Here is a 14826-nt window from a genome sequence, read left to right on the forward strand (position 1 = left end):
GCCGCACCCCACCCCCAGCGCGGCCAGGGCACAGCCACCCTGGGCCAGCGTGAGGAGCGCGGCGCGGCGGTCCAGCTTCGTCATGGCGCGGCCGTGAGCGACACGCCGTTCACCACGGCGACGCCGTCCAAATCGAACCCGGCGGACGTGCCGGCGGAGCCGCTGGTGCCGGAGTCCTGGATGCGCACGTAGCGCGCCCGGCTCAGGCCCACGGTGGCCAGGTCGAACCCGTCTCCGCCCGCGACAGCGGGGTCCGTGGCGCTGATGCCGGCGGCGGGGTTGGCCGTCACGGGACGTACGCCCGCGCAGCCCGGGTAGTTGTTCGCCGCGTCCGAGGGGGCGCAGGGGAACTCGAACCACTGCACGCCATCGTCGCTCACGGACACCTTCGCCCGCTCGGTGAAGGCGCGAGGGCCTCCGGCGATGAGGAAGGCGTTCTCGAAGACGAGCAGGTCCACGCCCGGCCCGTCCATCACCGCGAGGTCCGTGAAGCGAAGGGTGATGGAGCCCGACTTGCCCAGCGAGAGGACGTCGAGCGAGCCGCTGTCCAACCCCGAGCCCACCGGCGGGCCCAGGACGATGGACGGGAAGCGGTCCTGTCCGAAGCCCGCGCCGGGGCCCGGAAGGAACTCCACGACCTCGTCCGCGTACGGGTCCGCGGGCACGGCGACGCTCGCGTCTTCAGGCGAGCCCGAGTCCCCCGGCCCCGCGTCCTCCGAGGGCGAGGACGGGTCCTCACCACCGCAGGCCGACAGGCTCAGGAGCAGGGCGAGCGCCGCTCCCCGCCGTTGCGGCCAGGACACGCGGCGACTCACGGGGCCACCTGGAGGCGGACCAGCCGCTGGCCGTTCTTGTCGGCGACACCCACCAGCACATCCGAGCCGAGCGGCTCCAGCATCGTGACGGTGGTGCACTGGTCCACGTAGTCGAGCACGGCGGCGCGCGCGCCCACCGTGACAGTGTCGCTCCCCGTGCTGGTGGACAGCGCGAAGCGGGACACATCCGTGCTCACGAAGCTGAAGTTCTCGTCATACCCGCCGCGGTTGACGACGACGCCCGCGCCGAAGGAGGACGCGCTGTCGAAGTCGCTGCCCACCTCGATGGGCGACTGGCTGCCCAGCTCCAGCGGCGTCCCGCTGGTGATGGCCTGGGCGACGACCGACGGCGCCACGCCGTAGATGACGTTGACGAAGTCTCCGTTGAAGAAGCCCAGCGCGGCGACGCCATTGTCCGCCACGGCGGTGAAGCCGCTGGCGACCACGCCTTCGGCCGGGAAGTTGGCCACGCGCACCGTGCCCAGGGGATTCGCGGACGTCACCACGCCGTAGATGCCGAGCCCCGTGGGCAGGGTGCCCAGGCCACCACCGTTGAGGAGCACCGCGCTCGTGTCCCCGTTCGAGAAGGCCGCCGCGGAGTAGTTCTTCGGCGCGGTGAGGAAGGACGACGAGGCCGGCGTGGCGATGTCGTAGAGCGAGAGGGAGCCCGGAGACCCGGAGGCGCCCGTGGTGTAGCCGGTGAAGACGCGCTGCCCGTCGTTGATGAGGTAGCCGCCCGCGTAGACCGCGACGCTGCCAGCGCGGTCCTCCGGGGTGACGACGTCATAGAGCTTGGTGGGGGACAACTGGAGGTCGGGCCACGTGCCCATCGAATACAGCGCGGCGTCCTTGCCGCCCCCCTGCACCGCGTAGAACGAGTACGTCGGACCCGGCGACGAGCCCAGGGCGGAGATGCCATCCGGCAGCGGGGCCGTCTCGGTGGCGACGAAGCCCGCCTGGAGCTGGAGCGTGCCCAGCTTCGCGTCGTGCGGCGTCGTCTCACAGGTGACGGGGCCCGCGTCCGGCGTACCCGCATCCGGCGTGGGGTCCACGGGGCCGGCGTCCGGCGTGCCCGAGTCCACGGGGCCCGCGTCCGGCGTGGGGTCCACCGGGCCTGAATCCGGCGTGCCCGAGTCCACGGGACCGGCGTCCGGCATGCCTGAGTCCACGGGACCTGAATCCGGCGTGCCCGAGTCCACGGGCCCCGCGTCCGGGGTGCCCGCGTCAGGCACCGGAGGCTGGCCAATCGGCTCCGTCTCGCACTTCTCGTCGATGCAGACCCACTGCTGGCCCGCGGGGGGCTCGCCGTTGTCGGCGCGGCAGTCGAATGTGTCCACGCACTCGGGGTTGCAACCCGTGCCGAGCAGCGCCACCGCGAAGGTAGTCACTGCCAGCGAAACAGACTTCGTCCAGGGAGCTACGCGCTTCCAGTCAGCGGTCTTCATCGGCGTCCTCAGTCCCTCTCCGCCCCCACGGGCGGGTGGGCATCCAGGAGGACGCGGTCGAAGGCGGGCCCGGGCACACCCACGTGCACGGAAGAAAGGCTGACGCCTCCGCCGCCTCCCCTCGGAGGCCTCGGTGATGTCCGTGCCCGAAGGGCACGGGTCCTTGGCAGGTTTTCGGACTCGCAGGCGCGGATGCCCCGGGGGCACCCACCTAGTGGCCGTCGCTTCCCAGCCCCATGGAGGGACCAGTGCTTCGTGACGGCGGTCGTTCCTGCACACCGCTGCGGGGCAGTCCCGGATTCACACCGGGTTCCCTAGAGCCACCGTGTTTCCACGTCAGCACCGAGGACGGCGGCGGGGATATGGCGGGTGACCGGCATTGTCAATGGAGCGCGGTGACGTCGATGGCATTGGACACGGGGCGACGCGGGTCCAACGGGCACGCCTCCAGCGCGGGGCCCTTCGCCTCGGGCGTGGAGTAGCCACGACGCTCGGTGAGGCGGCCATCCCCCACCTCCACCACGAAGACGCGGCCGGCGTTGGTATCCGCCAGGTACACCGCGCCCTTCGCCACCGCGAAGCGACTGGCCACGGAGAGCACACATCCGGGCGCGCCCGGCTGACAGCCAGGGTTGAGCGCGTAGGAGGCCACGACGGTGTCGTCCTTCACCAGTACCAGGCCCGTGGAGCGCACGGACGTCGCGATGTAGCCATTCTCCGGGTCATAGAGCGCCTCGCCGATACAGGCGACCACCAGCTGGTCTCCCACCGCTTCCACGTAGCCCGCGTTGAGGCAGCGCTCCGCGCCCAGGTCGATGGCGCTCACCGCGCCGGTGGAAGGGTCGATTCGCGCGAGCATGCCCGGCCCGTTGGGACGGTAGTCATTGGCGGGATTCAGATTGGTGAGCGCCACGTATACGGCGGAGCGCGTCGCCGTCACCGAGTACGGCAGCGGCATCACCGGGCCTCCGCCAAAGGGCTTCAGGTCCAGTCCCGTGAGCGACAGCGTGTCCACCTTGCGCGGCTGCTCGGGGTTGGAGATGTCCACCCGCGCCACGGCGTTGCCGTGCTGGAAGCTGGAGCTCGCGGTGCCGAACAGCGGAATGAAGAGCGTATCGCCGAAGCGCGCGAGCGCCTGCGGACTGGTGTTCGCGCCCAGGTTCACCTGGCCCACCGTGCGCAGGCCCAGACCGTTGCCCTGCGCCGTGCCCTCGCGCTTGAGCACCTGGAGCGTGTTGTTCACCGAGTCGACGACGTACACGTAGGGCGGGTCCACGAGGATGTCGTTGGGCGAGCCGGACACCACGCCCAGCGAGTCCTCCTCGATGAGGGTCCCCAGGTTGCCACCCGCCGCCTGGAGCAGCTTGCCGTTCGTCATGTCCGCCGCGAGCACGAAGCCGTCCCATGACGCGAGCGACTGCACACCCGCGCCGAACTCGCGCCGGGGCCCGAGCTGGTCCGTCCCCGCCTGGATGCCCACGAGCTGTCCGTTCGTGAAGCACGCCGTCACCACGTCGTATGCGCACCGTCCGGCGTGACACGACTGCACATCCGGACACGCGACGCCGCACGCGCCGCAATTCAGCACGTCCGTCCGCGCATCCACGCACGCACCACCGCAGCGCAGCAGCCCCTCCGAGCAACCTTCGCGACACGCGCCCGCCTCGCACACTTGACCTGTGGCGCAGGCCGTGCCGCAGGCACCGCAGTGGGCCACGTCCGTCGCGGTGTCCACACAGGCGCCATCACAGGACTCGGTGCCAGCGCGACAGCCACAGACGCTGTCCTGACAGACTTCGCCCGTGGAGCAGGTGTTGCCACAGGCGCCGCAGTGGGCGGTGTCGCCGCGCAGGTCCACGCAGGTGCCCTCGCAGACCGTGAGCCCGGCGGTGCACACCACGCCTTCATCCGGGCAGCCGGTGAGCACGAGGGCCAGGAGAGAGACCGACAGCAACGCCAGCGGCGTGGACTCAAGGGGACGGGGCGCGCGGGGCATGGGAGTCCTCGGAGGAGGGAGGCGACGGGGGGGTCGGCTCGAGCGACACCGCGAGGGTCGCGTAGGCCGCGCGCCCTGGCAGTGGGAAGCCGGTGAAGTCCTGGGCCCGCGAGTCGAGGAGGTTCTTCACCTCGACCGACAGGGTGACGTCCGGAGCGTGCAGGAAGGTGCTGGAGGCGCCCACGCTCCACAGGGTGCGTGACGGCAGGCCGCGCGTGCCAGTGCGGTTGACGAGCTGCGAGGCCTGGTACAGCACCTCCGTGCGGGCGTTGAGCCAGTCAGGCCCGGCGCGCACGCGGCCCACCCACTTGTGGCGCGGGCGGTAGGGCAGGTCCTGATTGTAGAAGCGTGGGTCGCCCAGGCGGTTCTGCGTGCGCAGCCACGTGTAGCTGCCGCTGGCGGACAGCCAGGAGAAGGGCCGGGCATCGCCCTCCAGCTCCACGCCCCACACTCGGGCGGCGTCGAAGTTGTAGGGCCGCGCCATCATCGGGGGATACAGCTCGTAGGCGATGAGGTTCTCGTACAACGCCGCGAAGCCGCCCGCCGTCGCGCTCCAACGGGGCGCACCCGAGACACGCTCTTCGGAGTCCCAGACCAGGGCCGCGTCAGCGTACAGGGCGCGCTCGGGCTTCAAGCCGGGGTTGGGCAGGAGCGTGCCCTGGCGGATGTACAGCTCCAGGAACGAGGGCGCGCGGTGGGACTGGCCCGCGTTGGCGCGCAGCCCGAAGCCACCTCCCAGGGACACCGCCGCGCCGAGCTTCGGAGAGAAGAGCCAGTAGGGCCCCACGCGATCCAGCCGCAACGAGGGCACCACCTCCAGCACGCCGCTGAACAGGGCCCACTCGTCCATGACCATGACGCTTCCGCGCCACCAGCCCGCGGACTGCGCGCCCCGGGCCTCGGTGACCTGCTCACCAGAGGAAGCCACGGTGGTGGTCAGCGTATGAGCGCCGCCCAGCGGAGTACGCCCCTCCAGTTCGACGCCGCCGACGAGGTGGCGCTGCGGGCCTCCCGCGCCGAGGAGGCCGCCCGTGACCTCCAGGCCATCGCGCCGGAAGAAGCCTCGCGCGCTGCCTTGCGTGCCAGTGCCACCGAGCGCTCCCGACCAGCGCACCCCGAGCGAGAGCCGGTCCAGGTCCTGTCGCCCGGCGGACTGGGGATTCTGCACCGTGCCGGGAATGGCACGGTCCTCCAGGGCCAGCTCGGAGAGCACATCCAGACGCGAGCCTCCGGGCAGTCGACGTCGGTAGCGCAGCAGCACGCCGCCGCCCTTCGCGTCGTTGCGGGCACGGGCCTCGGCGGTGACGGGGTTGTCGTCCACCGCTGGCAGCTCGTCGAGTTCGTAGGCGAAGTCTCCATCCGAGCGCCCCGCATGGAGCAGCACCAGTCCATGTCCGTCGAGCAGCGGGCCCGTCACCGCGACGTGTCCCAGCGCCGTGTTCCAGCTTCCGTAGGTGACCTCACCACTGCCGCGCGTGTGCGAGGAGGGCGCGCGCGTGACGATGTTCACCGCACCGCCCAGGCCTCCCGAGCCATAGCGGGCGCCCGCGCCACCGCGCAGCACCTCGAAGCGCTCCACCAGCGCGGCGGGAACCTGGGACAGGTCCGCCATGCCGCCCGCGCCGTTGAGAGGGATTCCATCGAGGAACACCAGCACGCCGTTCGACGCGGCGCCTCGGACGACGAGGCTCTTGCTCTGGCCATAGCCCCCCGAGTCCTGCACCGCGAGGCCCACCGAGCCGACGAGCAGCTCCGCCGTGTCGCGCGCTTCGCCCGCGCGAGCGGTGGCATCGATGACGGTGATGGCACCCGTTGGGTCCCTGCGCTCGGGCGAGTCCGGCGGTGGCGGCGACTTGCCCCGAACCACGGTGGCGCGCGCACGTGGGCTCTCCGGCTTCGCCGCGACCTCTGGCGGAGTCGGCTCGACGTCCGGCGTGGCACTGGAGCTAGCCGGCTCAGCGACGACCTCTGGCGGACTCGGCTCGACGTCCGGCGTGGCACTGGAGCTAGCCGGCTCAGCGACGACCTCTGGCGGACTCGGCTCGACGTCCGGCGTGGCACTGGAGCTAGCCGGCCTCGCCGCGACCTCTGGCGGACTCGGCTCGACATCGGGCGTGGCACTGGAGCTAGCCGGCTCCGCGGCGACCTCTGGCGCACTCGGCTCGACGTCCGGCGTGGCCGCGGAGGGCGCTTCGTCGACGCCGACATGCATCGCCTCGACGCCATGCGGGTTTGCCGTCGCGGCAGGTACGACCTGCGCGGCCGGGGGCTCGACATGCTCGGGGGACGTGCCCGTATCGGCATCGTCCGGCACCTGGGCACGGACTTCGACAGGGAGGCTGAGCGCCAGGCACACCAGGTGCCCGACGAGGAAGGTGCGCCGCATGCTCCGCCTTCCGCTCTCTCCATCGAAGAGAGAAGGCCGTCCGCACGTGTCGCCACGCGACACGTTCGCACCCCTGGGCAGGTCTCCTGGCTGATGGGCTCCGGCCTCAGGCGCACGGCGCGTCTGGCTGGAAGGGGGCTTCCGCCTTCCCCCGGAGCGCCTCAAGGCCGCTGCCGAAGTGGCGACTGTCCGAAGTCCCCGGCCCTGTCCTCAGGGCTGCCCAATCACAGTGGCGGGACCGCACCGGATTCGCACCGGCTTCCCTCTTGAAAGCCCGACATGGGCACCCAAGGGCGCACCCCTTCTAGGGGGTCACCTCCGTCGCGTCAAGCGCACCCGGGACAGCGCGGCACACGAGCGTACGTACTGCTCGAAAGCACTCGCTTGGAGGAACACCACCTCCGCGCCACCCAGTCGCAACGACGCGCGGCTGAACAGCGGCGAGGAGCGCCCCGGCACTATCAACACGCCTTCCTGATACGTGCCGCCGTGGCTCTCCAGGTCCGTCACGCTCCACACCTCCGTGTGCGGCTCCGGACGAAACCGCGCGTGCTGACGCGACACAGTGGGTTCGGGCAGGACGATGTCGCACTCGGGGCTGCGTCCCACCGTCACCTCGGGACCACTTCCCCGAAGGCGCGGCCGCAGCTCGAACACGACGGGCTCCACGACACGCGAGGGCGATGGGCCCATCAAGGTCGGCGCATCCACCGGAGACACCGGGCGCGGGCGACTCGGCATCGAGTCCCACACCAGCACGGGCCACCCGACATCGCGCAGCAGCGCCTCGCGGTCCTCCCGGAGCTGAGCCATCAGCGCGGACAAACGGTGGAGCACGAGAGTCCTCCAGGCCGGAAGGAAGGTGCGCTCGCAAAGCTGTGCACGCCCCTTCCGTCTGTCCACCCCCACACGTCCACGAGGACGCCTTCGCTGGGGAATCCTCGCGGGTCGCACACGCGACCCCATCGCCAGCCACGGTGAAACAATCCGGGCCTCACTTCTCGGGGCCGCAGGCGCTCCCCAGCGTGGCCACGTCCGCGTCGTAGTGCAGCGCCAATGCGCCGGAGGACTCGATGTGGCGCACGAAGAGGGAGCCGTACACCTCCGCATTGCCACTGAGTGTCATCGTGGCGCCAGGCGCGTAGAAGTTCCCCGCGAGCACGCTGCCCGCGGAGATGCCCAGCGTCCCCGTGCCCGCCGAATAGACGCGGACGCGGGCCGGCGCGTCGATGGAGCCCAGGAGGAACTGCCCCGCCACCGTCACGTCGCCGCCGATGAACAAGTCCAGCTCTCCAGGCGGCACCACTTCCACCGAGAGCCGCTCGCCAATGACGACGTCGTCTCGCACGAACAGCGCGGTGCGCTCGCGCACGACGAGGTTCAACCGTCCCTGTCCCTCGATGCGCGTCAGGAAGAAGCGCCCGCATGGCAGCTCCAGCGTGCGCTCCCCGTTGAAGCCCTCCAGCGACGAGGCATCCAGGCCGATGGCCTCGTTGTGGTTGTTCTGGGCGTGACTGCTGATGAGGCCGCGAATGTCCACCCGCGAGGCGTCATCACACGCGCACGGAGCCACCGAATCCACCGGCTCTCGCAGCACCTCCGAAGCCGTCACCGTGCCGGACATGATGCGCTCGGCGGGCACGGCCAGCTTGCCCTCCACCGTCAGCGACGCCAGACCCACGTCACCGCGCACCCACGCATCTCCCGTCACCTGGGCGGACACGTTGCCCGTGAGCGGACCTCCGCTGTACAGGCCACCGCCCACAGACAAGCCGCGTCCCAGGGAGATTCCATCCGCGCCGCCCGCGCTCAGCCCACCGCCGACCTTCAGCGTGTCGTTCGCCGCGACGCCGCCGTTCGTCGCCACCGCGCCGCCCTGCCCTCCCGGCACGTACTTGCCCATGGAGCCGCGGAACGCATCCGTGGTGAGCGTCGCGCTGAACGCGAGCCTGTCGCACGAGCACAGCGCGTAACGGAAGGCGCGCTCCGCGAGGTGACCGCTGCACACCTTGGCGCCCGTGACACTGTCACCCACCAGCAGCAACGGGCCCGTGGAGGCACAGAAGGCCGCGGGGTCATCGGAGGGGTTCTCGCCCTCCCCTGTCGTCCCGCTGTCCGACGAGGCCACCGGGCCCGCGTCGCTGTGCGGCGTGTTGATGAAGGCCACCGGGTCCCTCACCGTGCACGCGGCCCCCACCACGAGCCAGCCCAGCAGGACGAAGCTGCCGGGAGAACGCTTCCACCGCGATGCGAAGGCGCGAGTCATCGACCTGAAATCTCCCTCAGTCGGGTCCGAGCCGCCACTCCATGGGGCGAATCGGGGTGGCGCGCGAGAAAGGACTCCAGCGCCCGCGCCTCGCCGTCCCTGTCGCCCAGGGCCCGCAGGGCCTCCGTGACGCCGTGGCTCGCTTCTTCTTCCAGCACGCCCCCAGGCCAGCCCCGCTGGGCCTCCTGGTACTGACGCAGCGCCCCTCGCGCATCACCCAGGTGCTCCAGCCGCAGCGAGCCCGAGGCCACGCGCGCGACATACGCGGACATGGCCTGTGGGTCGGTCCGGATGACGCGCAGATAGAGCGCCTCCGCGGCCTTCCACTGTCCCGTGGCGCGGTGACCATTGGCCCGGCGCAACAAGTCCTCCGGAGCGGGCGCGCTGGGGAGCATCTCCGTCCCACGGAGCTTCGCGGACGGCGAAGGGACCGCGACGTCCGGAGTGGTCCGAGGCACGCCGACCTCCGTCCCTCCGGTCGTGGTCTGCTTCATGCCAACGCCAGCCACGTCGGGTTCGGCCCGTGCCACGCCGACCTCCGCGCCGGTCCGCATGACTCCGACGCCGGCAACCTCGGCCCGCTCCACGTCGCCGCCGGCCTCCGCTCCGGTCCGCATGACGCCGGCAACCTCGGCCCGCTCCGAGTCGACCGCCGGCACCACCGGCTCGGGGCGCACGGGTTCGACGACGGCGGGCACCGCCACGACAGGCGTCTCGACGGGCGCCAGCGAATCGCTCCGGCGGGACAGGTGCCATGTCGCGACAGCCGCCGCGCCCACCACGAGCAGCGCCCCTCCCATCAACCACTCGTGCCGGCGACGGGAACGCGGAGGCGGTGAAGGCGCGTCCAGGGCGGCGAGCACCGCGGCCTGCACCAGCGCCGCGGACTTCTGCCGAGACAGTCGACGAGCAGGCCCCGGGTCCTCGTCCAGCGGCGCGAGCATCCCCGGAGGCAGCCCTTCTTCATCCAGGAGCCGACTCATTCCGCGCCTCCATCCGGAACGCCGCCGTCCTCGGTCGCCAGTGCGCGGAGCGCCGCGCGCCCCAGCCGCAGACGACTCCGAATCGTCTCGAAGGGAATTCCCAGCTCGTCCGACACCTCCGGCACACTCATGCCGAGCACATGATGCAACACCATCGCATGTCGCTGCTCGTCGGGGATACGGTCCAACAACATCACCATGCGACGGCGATGCACGTATTCATCCGGGGGCGCATCCTCGGAAGGCACCGCCATCAACTCCGCGGACTCATCGACGCGCCGCGCCTCGTTGCCCCGGGCGCGCTTCAGCCATGCGAACGTCGTGCGAGCCACCACCCGGTCCACCCAGGACTGGAACTGCCCCTCGCCCCGGTACGTGGAGAGCCCCCGCAACAAGGCGATGAGCGCCTCCTGGGCGATGTCCTCCACCTCCCCGTCCCCGTGCACCAGATAGCGGACGAGGTTGCGCACCCGAGGCAACAGCTCCATCAACAAGGACTCGGCGGCCTCCCTGCGCCCCTGGATGGCCGCCTGGATGCGGGGGTCCGCTCCAGGACGTGCTCTGCCGATGGCTTCCCGTCCCGTGCTCGTCATCGACCCCATGGAGGAAGGTCGAGCCGAAAACGGGTCATCTCCACTCACGGCAACAGCACCAGCGCCAGGGCGAACCTTGGCCGCACCGCCCAGCCTTCGTTGCGTGGCACGAAGTTTCCGTCCTCGGAGTAACCGAGCCGGGGCCGCCCCAGGACGCCATCGGCGGCGACGGTGGCCTCCACGCCCATCCACTGGGAGAAGCGCCAGCGCAGGGAGGTGTCGGGCCCCGCCAGCAGCGCGGGGATGAAGCGCGGCTTGGCGGCTTCGATGCCCAGGAAATACGACTCCGTGCTGCGACCGAAGATGAGCAGGCCCACTCCCGCGCCCACGCCCCAGCGCAGGCTCCCCACTTCGAGGAGCGGGGTGTCCACCCACAGCCCTCCGGCGTACTGCTCCAGCTTCACGTCCGTGCGGCCATCCGGCAGCTTCGCCTCCAGTCCCGCGAGGACCTGAAGGCGAAGGCGCACCCTGCGGAACTCCCAGCCGGAGGCGAGCAGCAGGCCCCGATGGCCGGACCGCTCATACCCATCCAGCGTCATCATCCCGCCCACCATCACCTCCCAGCGCAGCGGCACCGAGTCCAGGGCAGCCGGCGGCATGGCCCAGAGCTCCGGCGGCATGGGCGTGGGCTCACGCTCGGGCTCGGGGGTGGCGGGCGCGGACAGCGGGGCGGCGACCTCGACGACCTCCCCCAGGGGCGTGCCGGCCTCCACCGCGCGCAGGGCGGAGCGCACGACGAGCGCCACGGCCTCGGCGCCCGCGGACCACTCGAGCGCGCCGGGCTGACCTTCCAGCCGCGCGGTGCGCACGAAGAGGTGACGGCTGCCGGGTTCGGCGAAGTGGACGCGCAGCTCGGAGCCCGAGCGCTGGAACCAGAGGACGGCGCGGGCCTGGTGGACATCCGCCAGCTCGACGACGGAGCGCCACTGCGCCTGGGGCGAGCCTTCCATGGACGGGCCCGGCATGGCGCGCAGCTCGACGGGCAGGTCGCTGCTCTGGCCGCGCACGCGTTCGAGCAGGGCGCCATCCTCCTCGGAGGTCACACGCGCCACGGCGAGCCACGAGCCGCCGCGGTCCGCCGCGCGCGCCTCCCCGCCCAGGCACAGGGCGGCGACGAGCCCCAGCCGAATCAACACGACGCCCGATGCCATGATTTGAAGGCTAGCGTCTCGTGTGTGCGCGCGGGAAGCCCCGGGGACAAACACACCTCACCGCACTGACGCACTCTGGCAGGCGCACCGGAAAAGACGCGCTGCGCCTGCAATCCTCCGGCGGACGGGCGACATGGGCCTGGACTCCAGTCTGCCCTCGCGCCCGTCGCGGATGACTCAGCGCTGGACGCTCGGGGGGGCGCGCAGCTCACGGCTGACGCGTTCCGCCTCGCGGAAGACGCGCAGCAGGTTGCCGCCCAGAATCTTGTGGAGCTGCTCGCGGGTGTAGCCCCGGGCCGCCAGCGCCTCGGTGATGCGCGGCAGGTCCGCCACCGAGTCGATGCCCTGCGGCGAGGAGTTGATGCCATCGAAGTCCGAGCCCAGGCCCACGTGGTCCACGCCCGCGACCTTGGCGATGTGGTCGATGTGGTTGATGAGGGATTCGAGCGGAGGGCGCTGCACCTTCGCGGCCCACTCCCAGCTCGCCTGGGAGTTCGCGCGGTAGCGGGTGACGGGGTCCGAGGCCTTGTGCTTCGCCTCCACCGCGTCCTGGGCGGCCTTCCGCTCGGTGGCCATGGCGGCGTAGGACGTGCGGTAGGTGTCGTCGATGAAGGCGGAGAAGAAGTTCACCATCACCACGCCGCCGTTGGTGGCGACGGCCTTGAGCATCTCGTCGGTCATGTTGCGCGGGTGGTTGGTGAGCGCGCGGGCGGACGAGTGCGACGCGATGACGGGCGCGCGCGTCACCTTCAGCGTGTCGAAGAACGTCTTGTCGGACACGTGGGAGATGTCCACGAGCATGCCCAGCCGGTTCATCTCGCGGACGACGTCGCGGCCGAAGTCGGTGAGGCCATCGTGGTGCTTCACCGACGCGTCACTGATATCGCCCGACGAGTCCGCCCACTCGTTCGTGTTGGACCAGGTGAGCGTCATGTAGCGCACGCCCAGCCGGTAGAAGTCGCGCAGCACGCCCAGGTCATTCTGGATGGAGTGGCCGCCCTCGACGCCCATGAGCGTGGCGAGCTTCTTCTGCTTGCCGGCGCGCGCGGCGACGATGTCCTTCGAGGACAGGGCGAGCACCATCTGGTCCGGGTGCTTCTCCACGGCGCTGAGCACCGAGTCGATGATGCGCAGCGACTGGTGGGTGTATTGGCCGGCGAACTCCTTGGGCTCCACCCAGATGGAGAAGAAGGCCGCGCCCAGGTTGCCGGCGCGGGCGCGGGACAGGTCCAGGTGCCCCTGGCCATTGGGCGGCTGGGAGCCCAAATCGAAGCCCTCTCCGAGCATGCGCAGGGGCGTGTCCACGTGCGTGTCGATGATGAGCGCCGACTCGTGGATGGCGCGAGCCTTCGCGGAGCTGGGCGATGGCGCGGCGGGAGCGGCGGCGAGGGAGGGCGCGCCCAGGAGGAGCAGGGCGGCGAGGACGGAGCGGTTCACGCGGACACCTCGGAACGACGGGACGCGGGGGACTCTCCCACGGAGCCAGGGCGGGATGAAGTCGCGACGGTCCCCCTTGAACTCAAGGGCGCTTGCCCTGCCCCACCAACCCCAGGCCCGTGTAGACGACCTCCAGCCACTTCTCCGTCTTGACGTGGCCCTCGCCGAAGCTCCGGTACTGCTCCGGCAGGCCCTCGGCCTTCACCTGGTCGAGCGTCAGGCCCGCCACCTTCTTGCGACGCACGAGCGCCGTCGTCTCCCGCAGCATGGCGACGAAGCGCTCCAGCTCCTCGCGCCCCGCGAGCGCGCCGTGGCCCGGGATGATGCGCACGCCGGAGGGCAGGCTCGCAAGCACACCTTCCGCGTTGCGCACGTAGCCCTCCACGCTGCCGCCCGCCTCCAGGTCGATGACGGGGAAGCGGTCCGTGAAGAACTGGTCGCCCAGGTGCAGCACGTTGCTGCCCACGAACAGCACCGCGCTGTCGCCATCCGTGTGACCCGACGGCAGGTGCGTCATCCGCACCTCCTCGCCGTTGAACCAGAGGCTGAGCCCCTGCTGGAAGGTGAGCACGGGGCGCGCGTGCTCCGGCGCGGGAGGCAGCGTCTCGCCCCGACGGACCCTTGGCTTCGACATCCGCGCGCGAACGGCGTCATGCGCCACCAGCGTCGCCTCGCGCCCGAGCACCCCGTTGCCTCCCGTGTGGTCGCTGTGCACGTGCGTGTTGAGGACATAGACGAGCTTCTGCTTGCTCAACGTCTTCAGTGCCGCGCGCACCTTGTCGATGACCGGGGCGAAGTCGTCATCCACGAGGAGCACACCGTCGGGCCCCACCGACACGGCCATGTTGCCGCCGGCCCCCTGGAGCAGGTGGATGTTGCCCGCCACCGGCGTGGCGCGCACCTCCACCTGGGAGAAGTCACGCTCCTGCGCGAGCGCGAGACAGGGAAGCAGGACGAGCACGGCGGCGACGGCCTTCATGCGACCTCCAGACGACGGGGGATGCGTCGGCGGGCGTCTTAGCAAACCGGGAGCCCATTCATTCCCGACGCAGGTGCACTTCTCTCACGCACCCCCTGCCGTCGAGCGGAATCCCCCGAACCTCCACGCCAAAGCGCGTGCACCGTTCGCGAGCCCCATGCCGTCGCGGAGTGGTGCCGGGTGCCAACGAGCGGAATCCCCCAACCTGCACGCCGACACGCGTGCACGGTTCGCGGGCCCCCGCCCCTGATGCGTGGAGCCGGGTGCCGACGAGCGGAATCTCCCCAACCTCCACGCCGACGCGCGTGCACGGTTCGCGGGCCCCCGCCCCTGATGCGTGGAGCCGGGTGCCGACGCGCTCTTGCCCCTTGAGAAGCCACTGGAGCCTCTTCGCCCGTCCTCGCGGTGGGACACCTCGCGGATGCTTGCACGGGGGCCAGAACGCTCCTCCGAGGGAGACGGCCCTGGCACGGAGACTGCTCAAGCAGGTGTCGACCTCAGGCGGTCGAGCCGGCGAGGCGGTCGCGCCGTGGTGGCGCGGTGTGGAGTGTGGAGGCGGAAGATGCTGATGGCGGGGAAGCGACTGGCGGTGTTCTCCATTCGCGAGGGCAAGGGCGGGAGCATCTGGGTACGGGCGGGAAGCGCGTTCGTGAACAAGGACGGCTCGCTGAACGTGTTGCTGGATGTGCTGCCGCTGGACGGCAAGCTGCACGTGCGAGAGGCGGCGGAGAAGCGGGACACGCCGGGGGTGGGCGGACGGTACGCGCCCGAAGTG

12 protein-coding genes and 2 riboswitches are annotated in these 14826 nt (G+C 71.0%); of the genes, 1 reads left to right on the forward strand and 11 read right to left on the reverse strand.

Annotated elements, in window-relative coordinates; genetic code table 11:
• Window positions 1–80: 80 nt before the first annotated feature.
• The 11 genes from FJV41_RS40690 to FJV41_RS40740 all read right to left on the reverse strand — a co-directional run bounded on the left by FJV41_RS40690 (window position 81) and on the right by FJV41_RS40740 (window position 14051).
• Window positions 81–803, reverse strand: a complete 723-nt coding sequence (locus FJV41_RS40690; protein WP_181791286.1) for a cell surface protein — start codon at window positions 801–803, stop codon at window positions 81–83.
• Window positions 804–811: 8 nt separating this feature from the next.
• Window positions 812–2260, reverse strand: a complete 1449-nt coding sequence (locus FJV41_RS40695) for a hypothetical protein (protein WP_141648013.1) — start codon at window positions 2258–2260, stop codon at window positions 812–814.
• 148 nt (window positions 2261–2408) lie between these two features.
• Window positions 2409–2622: riboswitch (cobalamin riboswitch) on the reverse strand.
• Between the two features lie 20 nt (window positions 2623–2642).
• Window positions 2643–4256 (reverse strand): MXAN_6577-like cysteine-rich protein, encoded by a 1614-nt coding sequence (locus FJV41_RS40700; protein ID WP_141648014.1) that lies wholly within the window; start codon window positions 4254–4256, stop codon window positions 2643–2645.
• Window positions 4231–6642, reverse strand: a complete 2412-nt coding sequence (locus FJV41_RS40705) for a TonB-dependent receptor domain-containing protein (RefSeq protein ID WP_246137727.1) — start codon at window positions 6640–6642, stop codon at window positions 4231–4233. The genes FJV41_RS40700 and FJV41_RS40705 overlap by 26 nt, the downstream gene beginning before the upstream one ends.
• A 59-nt stretch (window positions 6643–6701) precedes the next feature.
• A riboswitch (cobalamin riboswitch) is annotated at window positions 6702–6948 on the reverse strand.
• Window positions 6949–6954: 6 nt separating this feature from the next.
• Window positions 6955–7479 (reverse strand): FHA domain-containing protein, encoded by a 525-nt coding sequence (locus tag FJV41_RS40710; protein WP_141648015.1) that lies wholly within the window; start codon window positions 7477–7479, stop codon window positions 6955–6957.
• Window positions 7480–7636: 157 nt separating this feature from the next.
• Window positions 7637–8908 carry a DUF7305 domain-containing protein gene (locus tag FJV41_RS40715; RefSeq protein ID WP_181791284.1) on the reverse strand — a complete coding sequence of 424 codons (1272 nt, stop codon included), beginning with the start codon at window positions 8906–8908 and terminating at the stop codon, window positions 7637–7639.
• Window positions 8905–9891: a tetratricopeptide repeat protein gene (locus FJV41_RS54245; RefSeq protein ID WP_246137728.1), complete on the reverse strand. Its 987-nt coding sequence runs from the start codon at window positions 9889–9891 to the stop codon at window positions 8905–8907. The genes FJV41_RS40715 and FJV41_RS54245 overlap by 4 nt, the downstream gene beginning before the upstream one ends.
• A complete protein-coding gene (locus FJV41_RS40725) occupies window positions 9888–10484 on the reverse strand; it encodes an RNA polymerase sigma factor (RefSeq protein WP_174454381.1) in 597 nt (198 codons plus the stop codon). The genes FJV41_RS54245 and FJV41_RS40725 overlap by 4 nt, the downstream gene beginning before the upstream one ends.
• A 44-nt stretch (window positions 10485–10528) precedes the next feature.
• The gene (locus FJV41_RS40730) at window positions 10529–11635 is read right to left on the reverse strand and encodes a hypothetical protein (RefSeq protein WP_141648016.1); all 1107 of its coding nucleotides are present in this window, start codon (window positions 11633–11635) and stop codon (window positions 10529–10531) included.
• 177 nt (window positions 11636–11812) lie between these two features.
• Window positions 11813–13072 carry a dipeptidase gene (locus FJV41_RS40735; RefSeq protein ID WP_141648017.1) on the reverse strand — a complete coding sequence of 420 codons (1260 nt, stop codon included), beginning with the start codon at window positions 13070–13072 and terminating at the stop codon, window positions 11813–11815.
• Window positions 13073–13154: 82 nt separating this feature from the next.
• The gene (locus FJV41_RS40740; RefSeq protein WP_141648018.1) at window positions 13155–14051 is read right to left on the reverse strand and encodes an MBL fold metallo-hydrolase; all 897 of its coding nucleotides are present in this window, start codon (window positions 14049–14051) and stop codon (window positions 13155–13157) included.
• A gap of 562 nt (window positions 14052–14613) precedes the next feature.
• On the opposite strand from FJV41_RS40740, the gene FJV41_RS40745 reads away from it, so the two are divergent.
• The coding region (locus tag FJV41_RS40745; protein WP_141648019.1) for a hypothetical protein at window positions 14614–14826 on the forward strand (213 nt) is incomplete at its 3' end.

Origin of the sequence: Myxococcus llanfairpwllgwyngyllgogerychwyrndrobwllllantysiliogogogochensis (assembly GCF_006636215.1) — a bacterium.
Classification (GTDB): Bacteria; Myxococcota; Myxococcia; order Myxococcales; family Myxococcaceae; genus Myxococcus; species Myxococcus llanfairpwllgwyngyllgogerychwyrndrobwllllantysiliogogogochensis.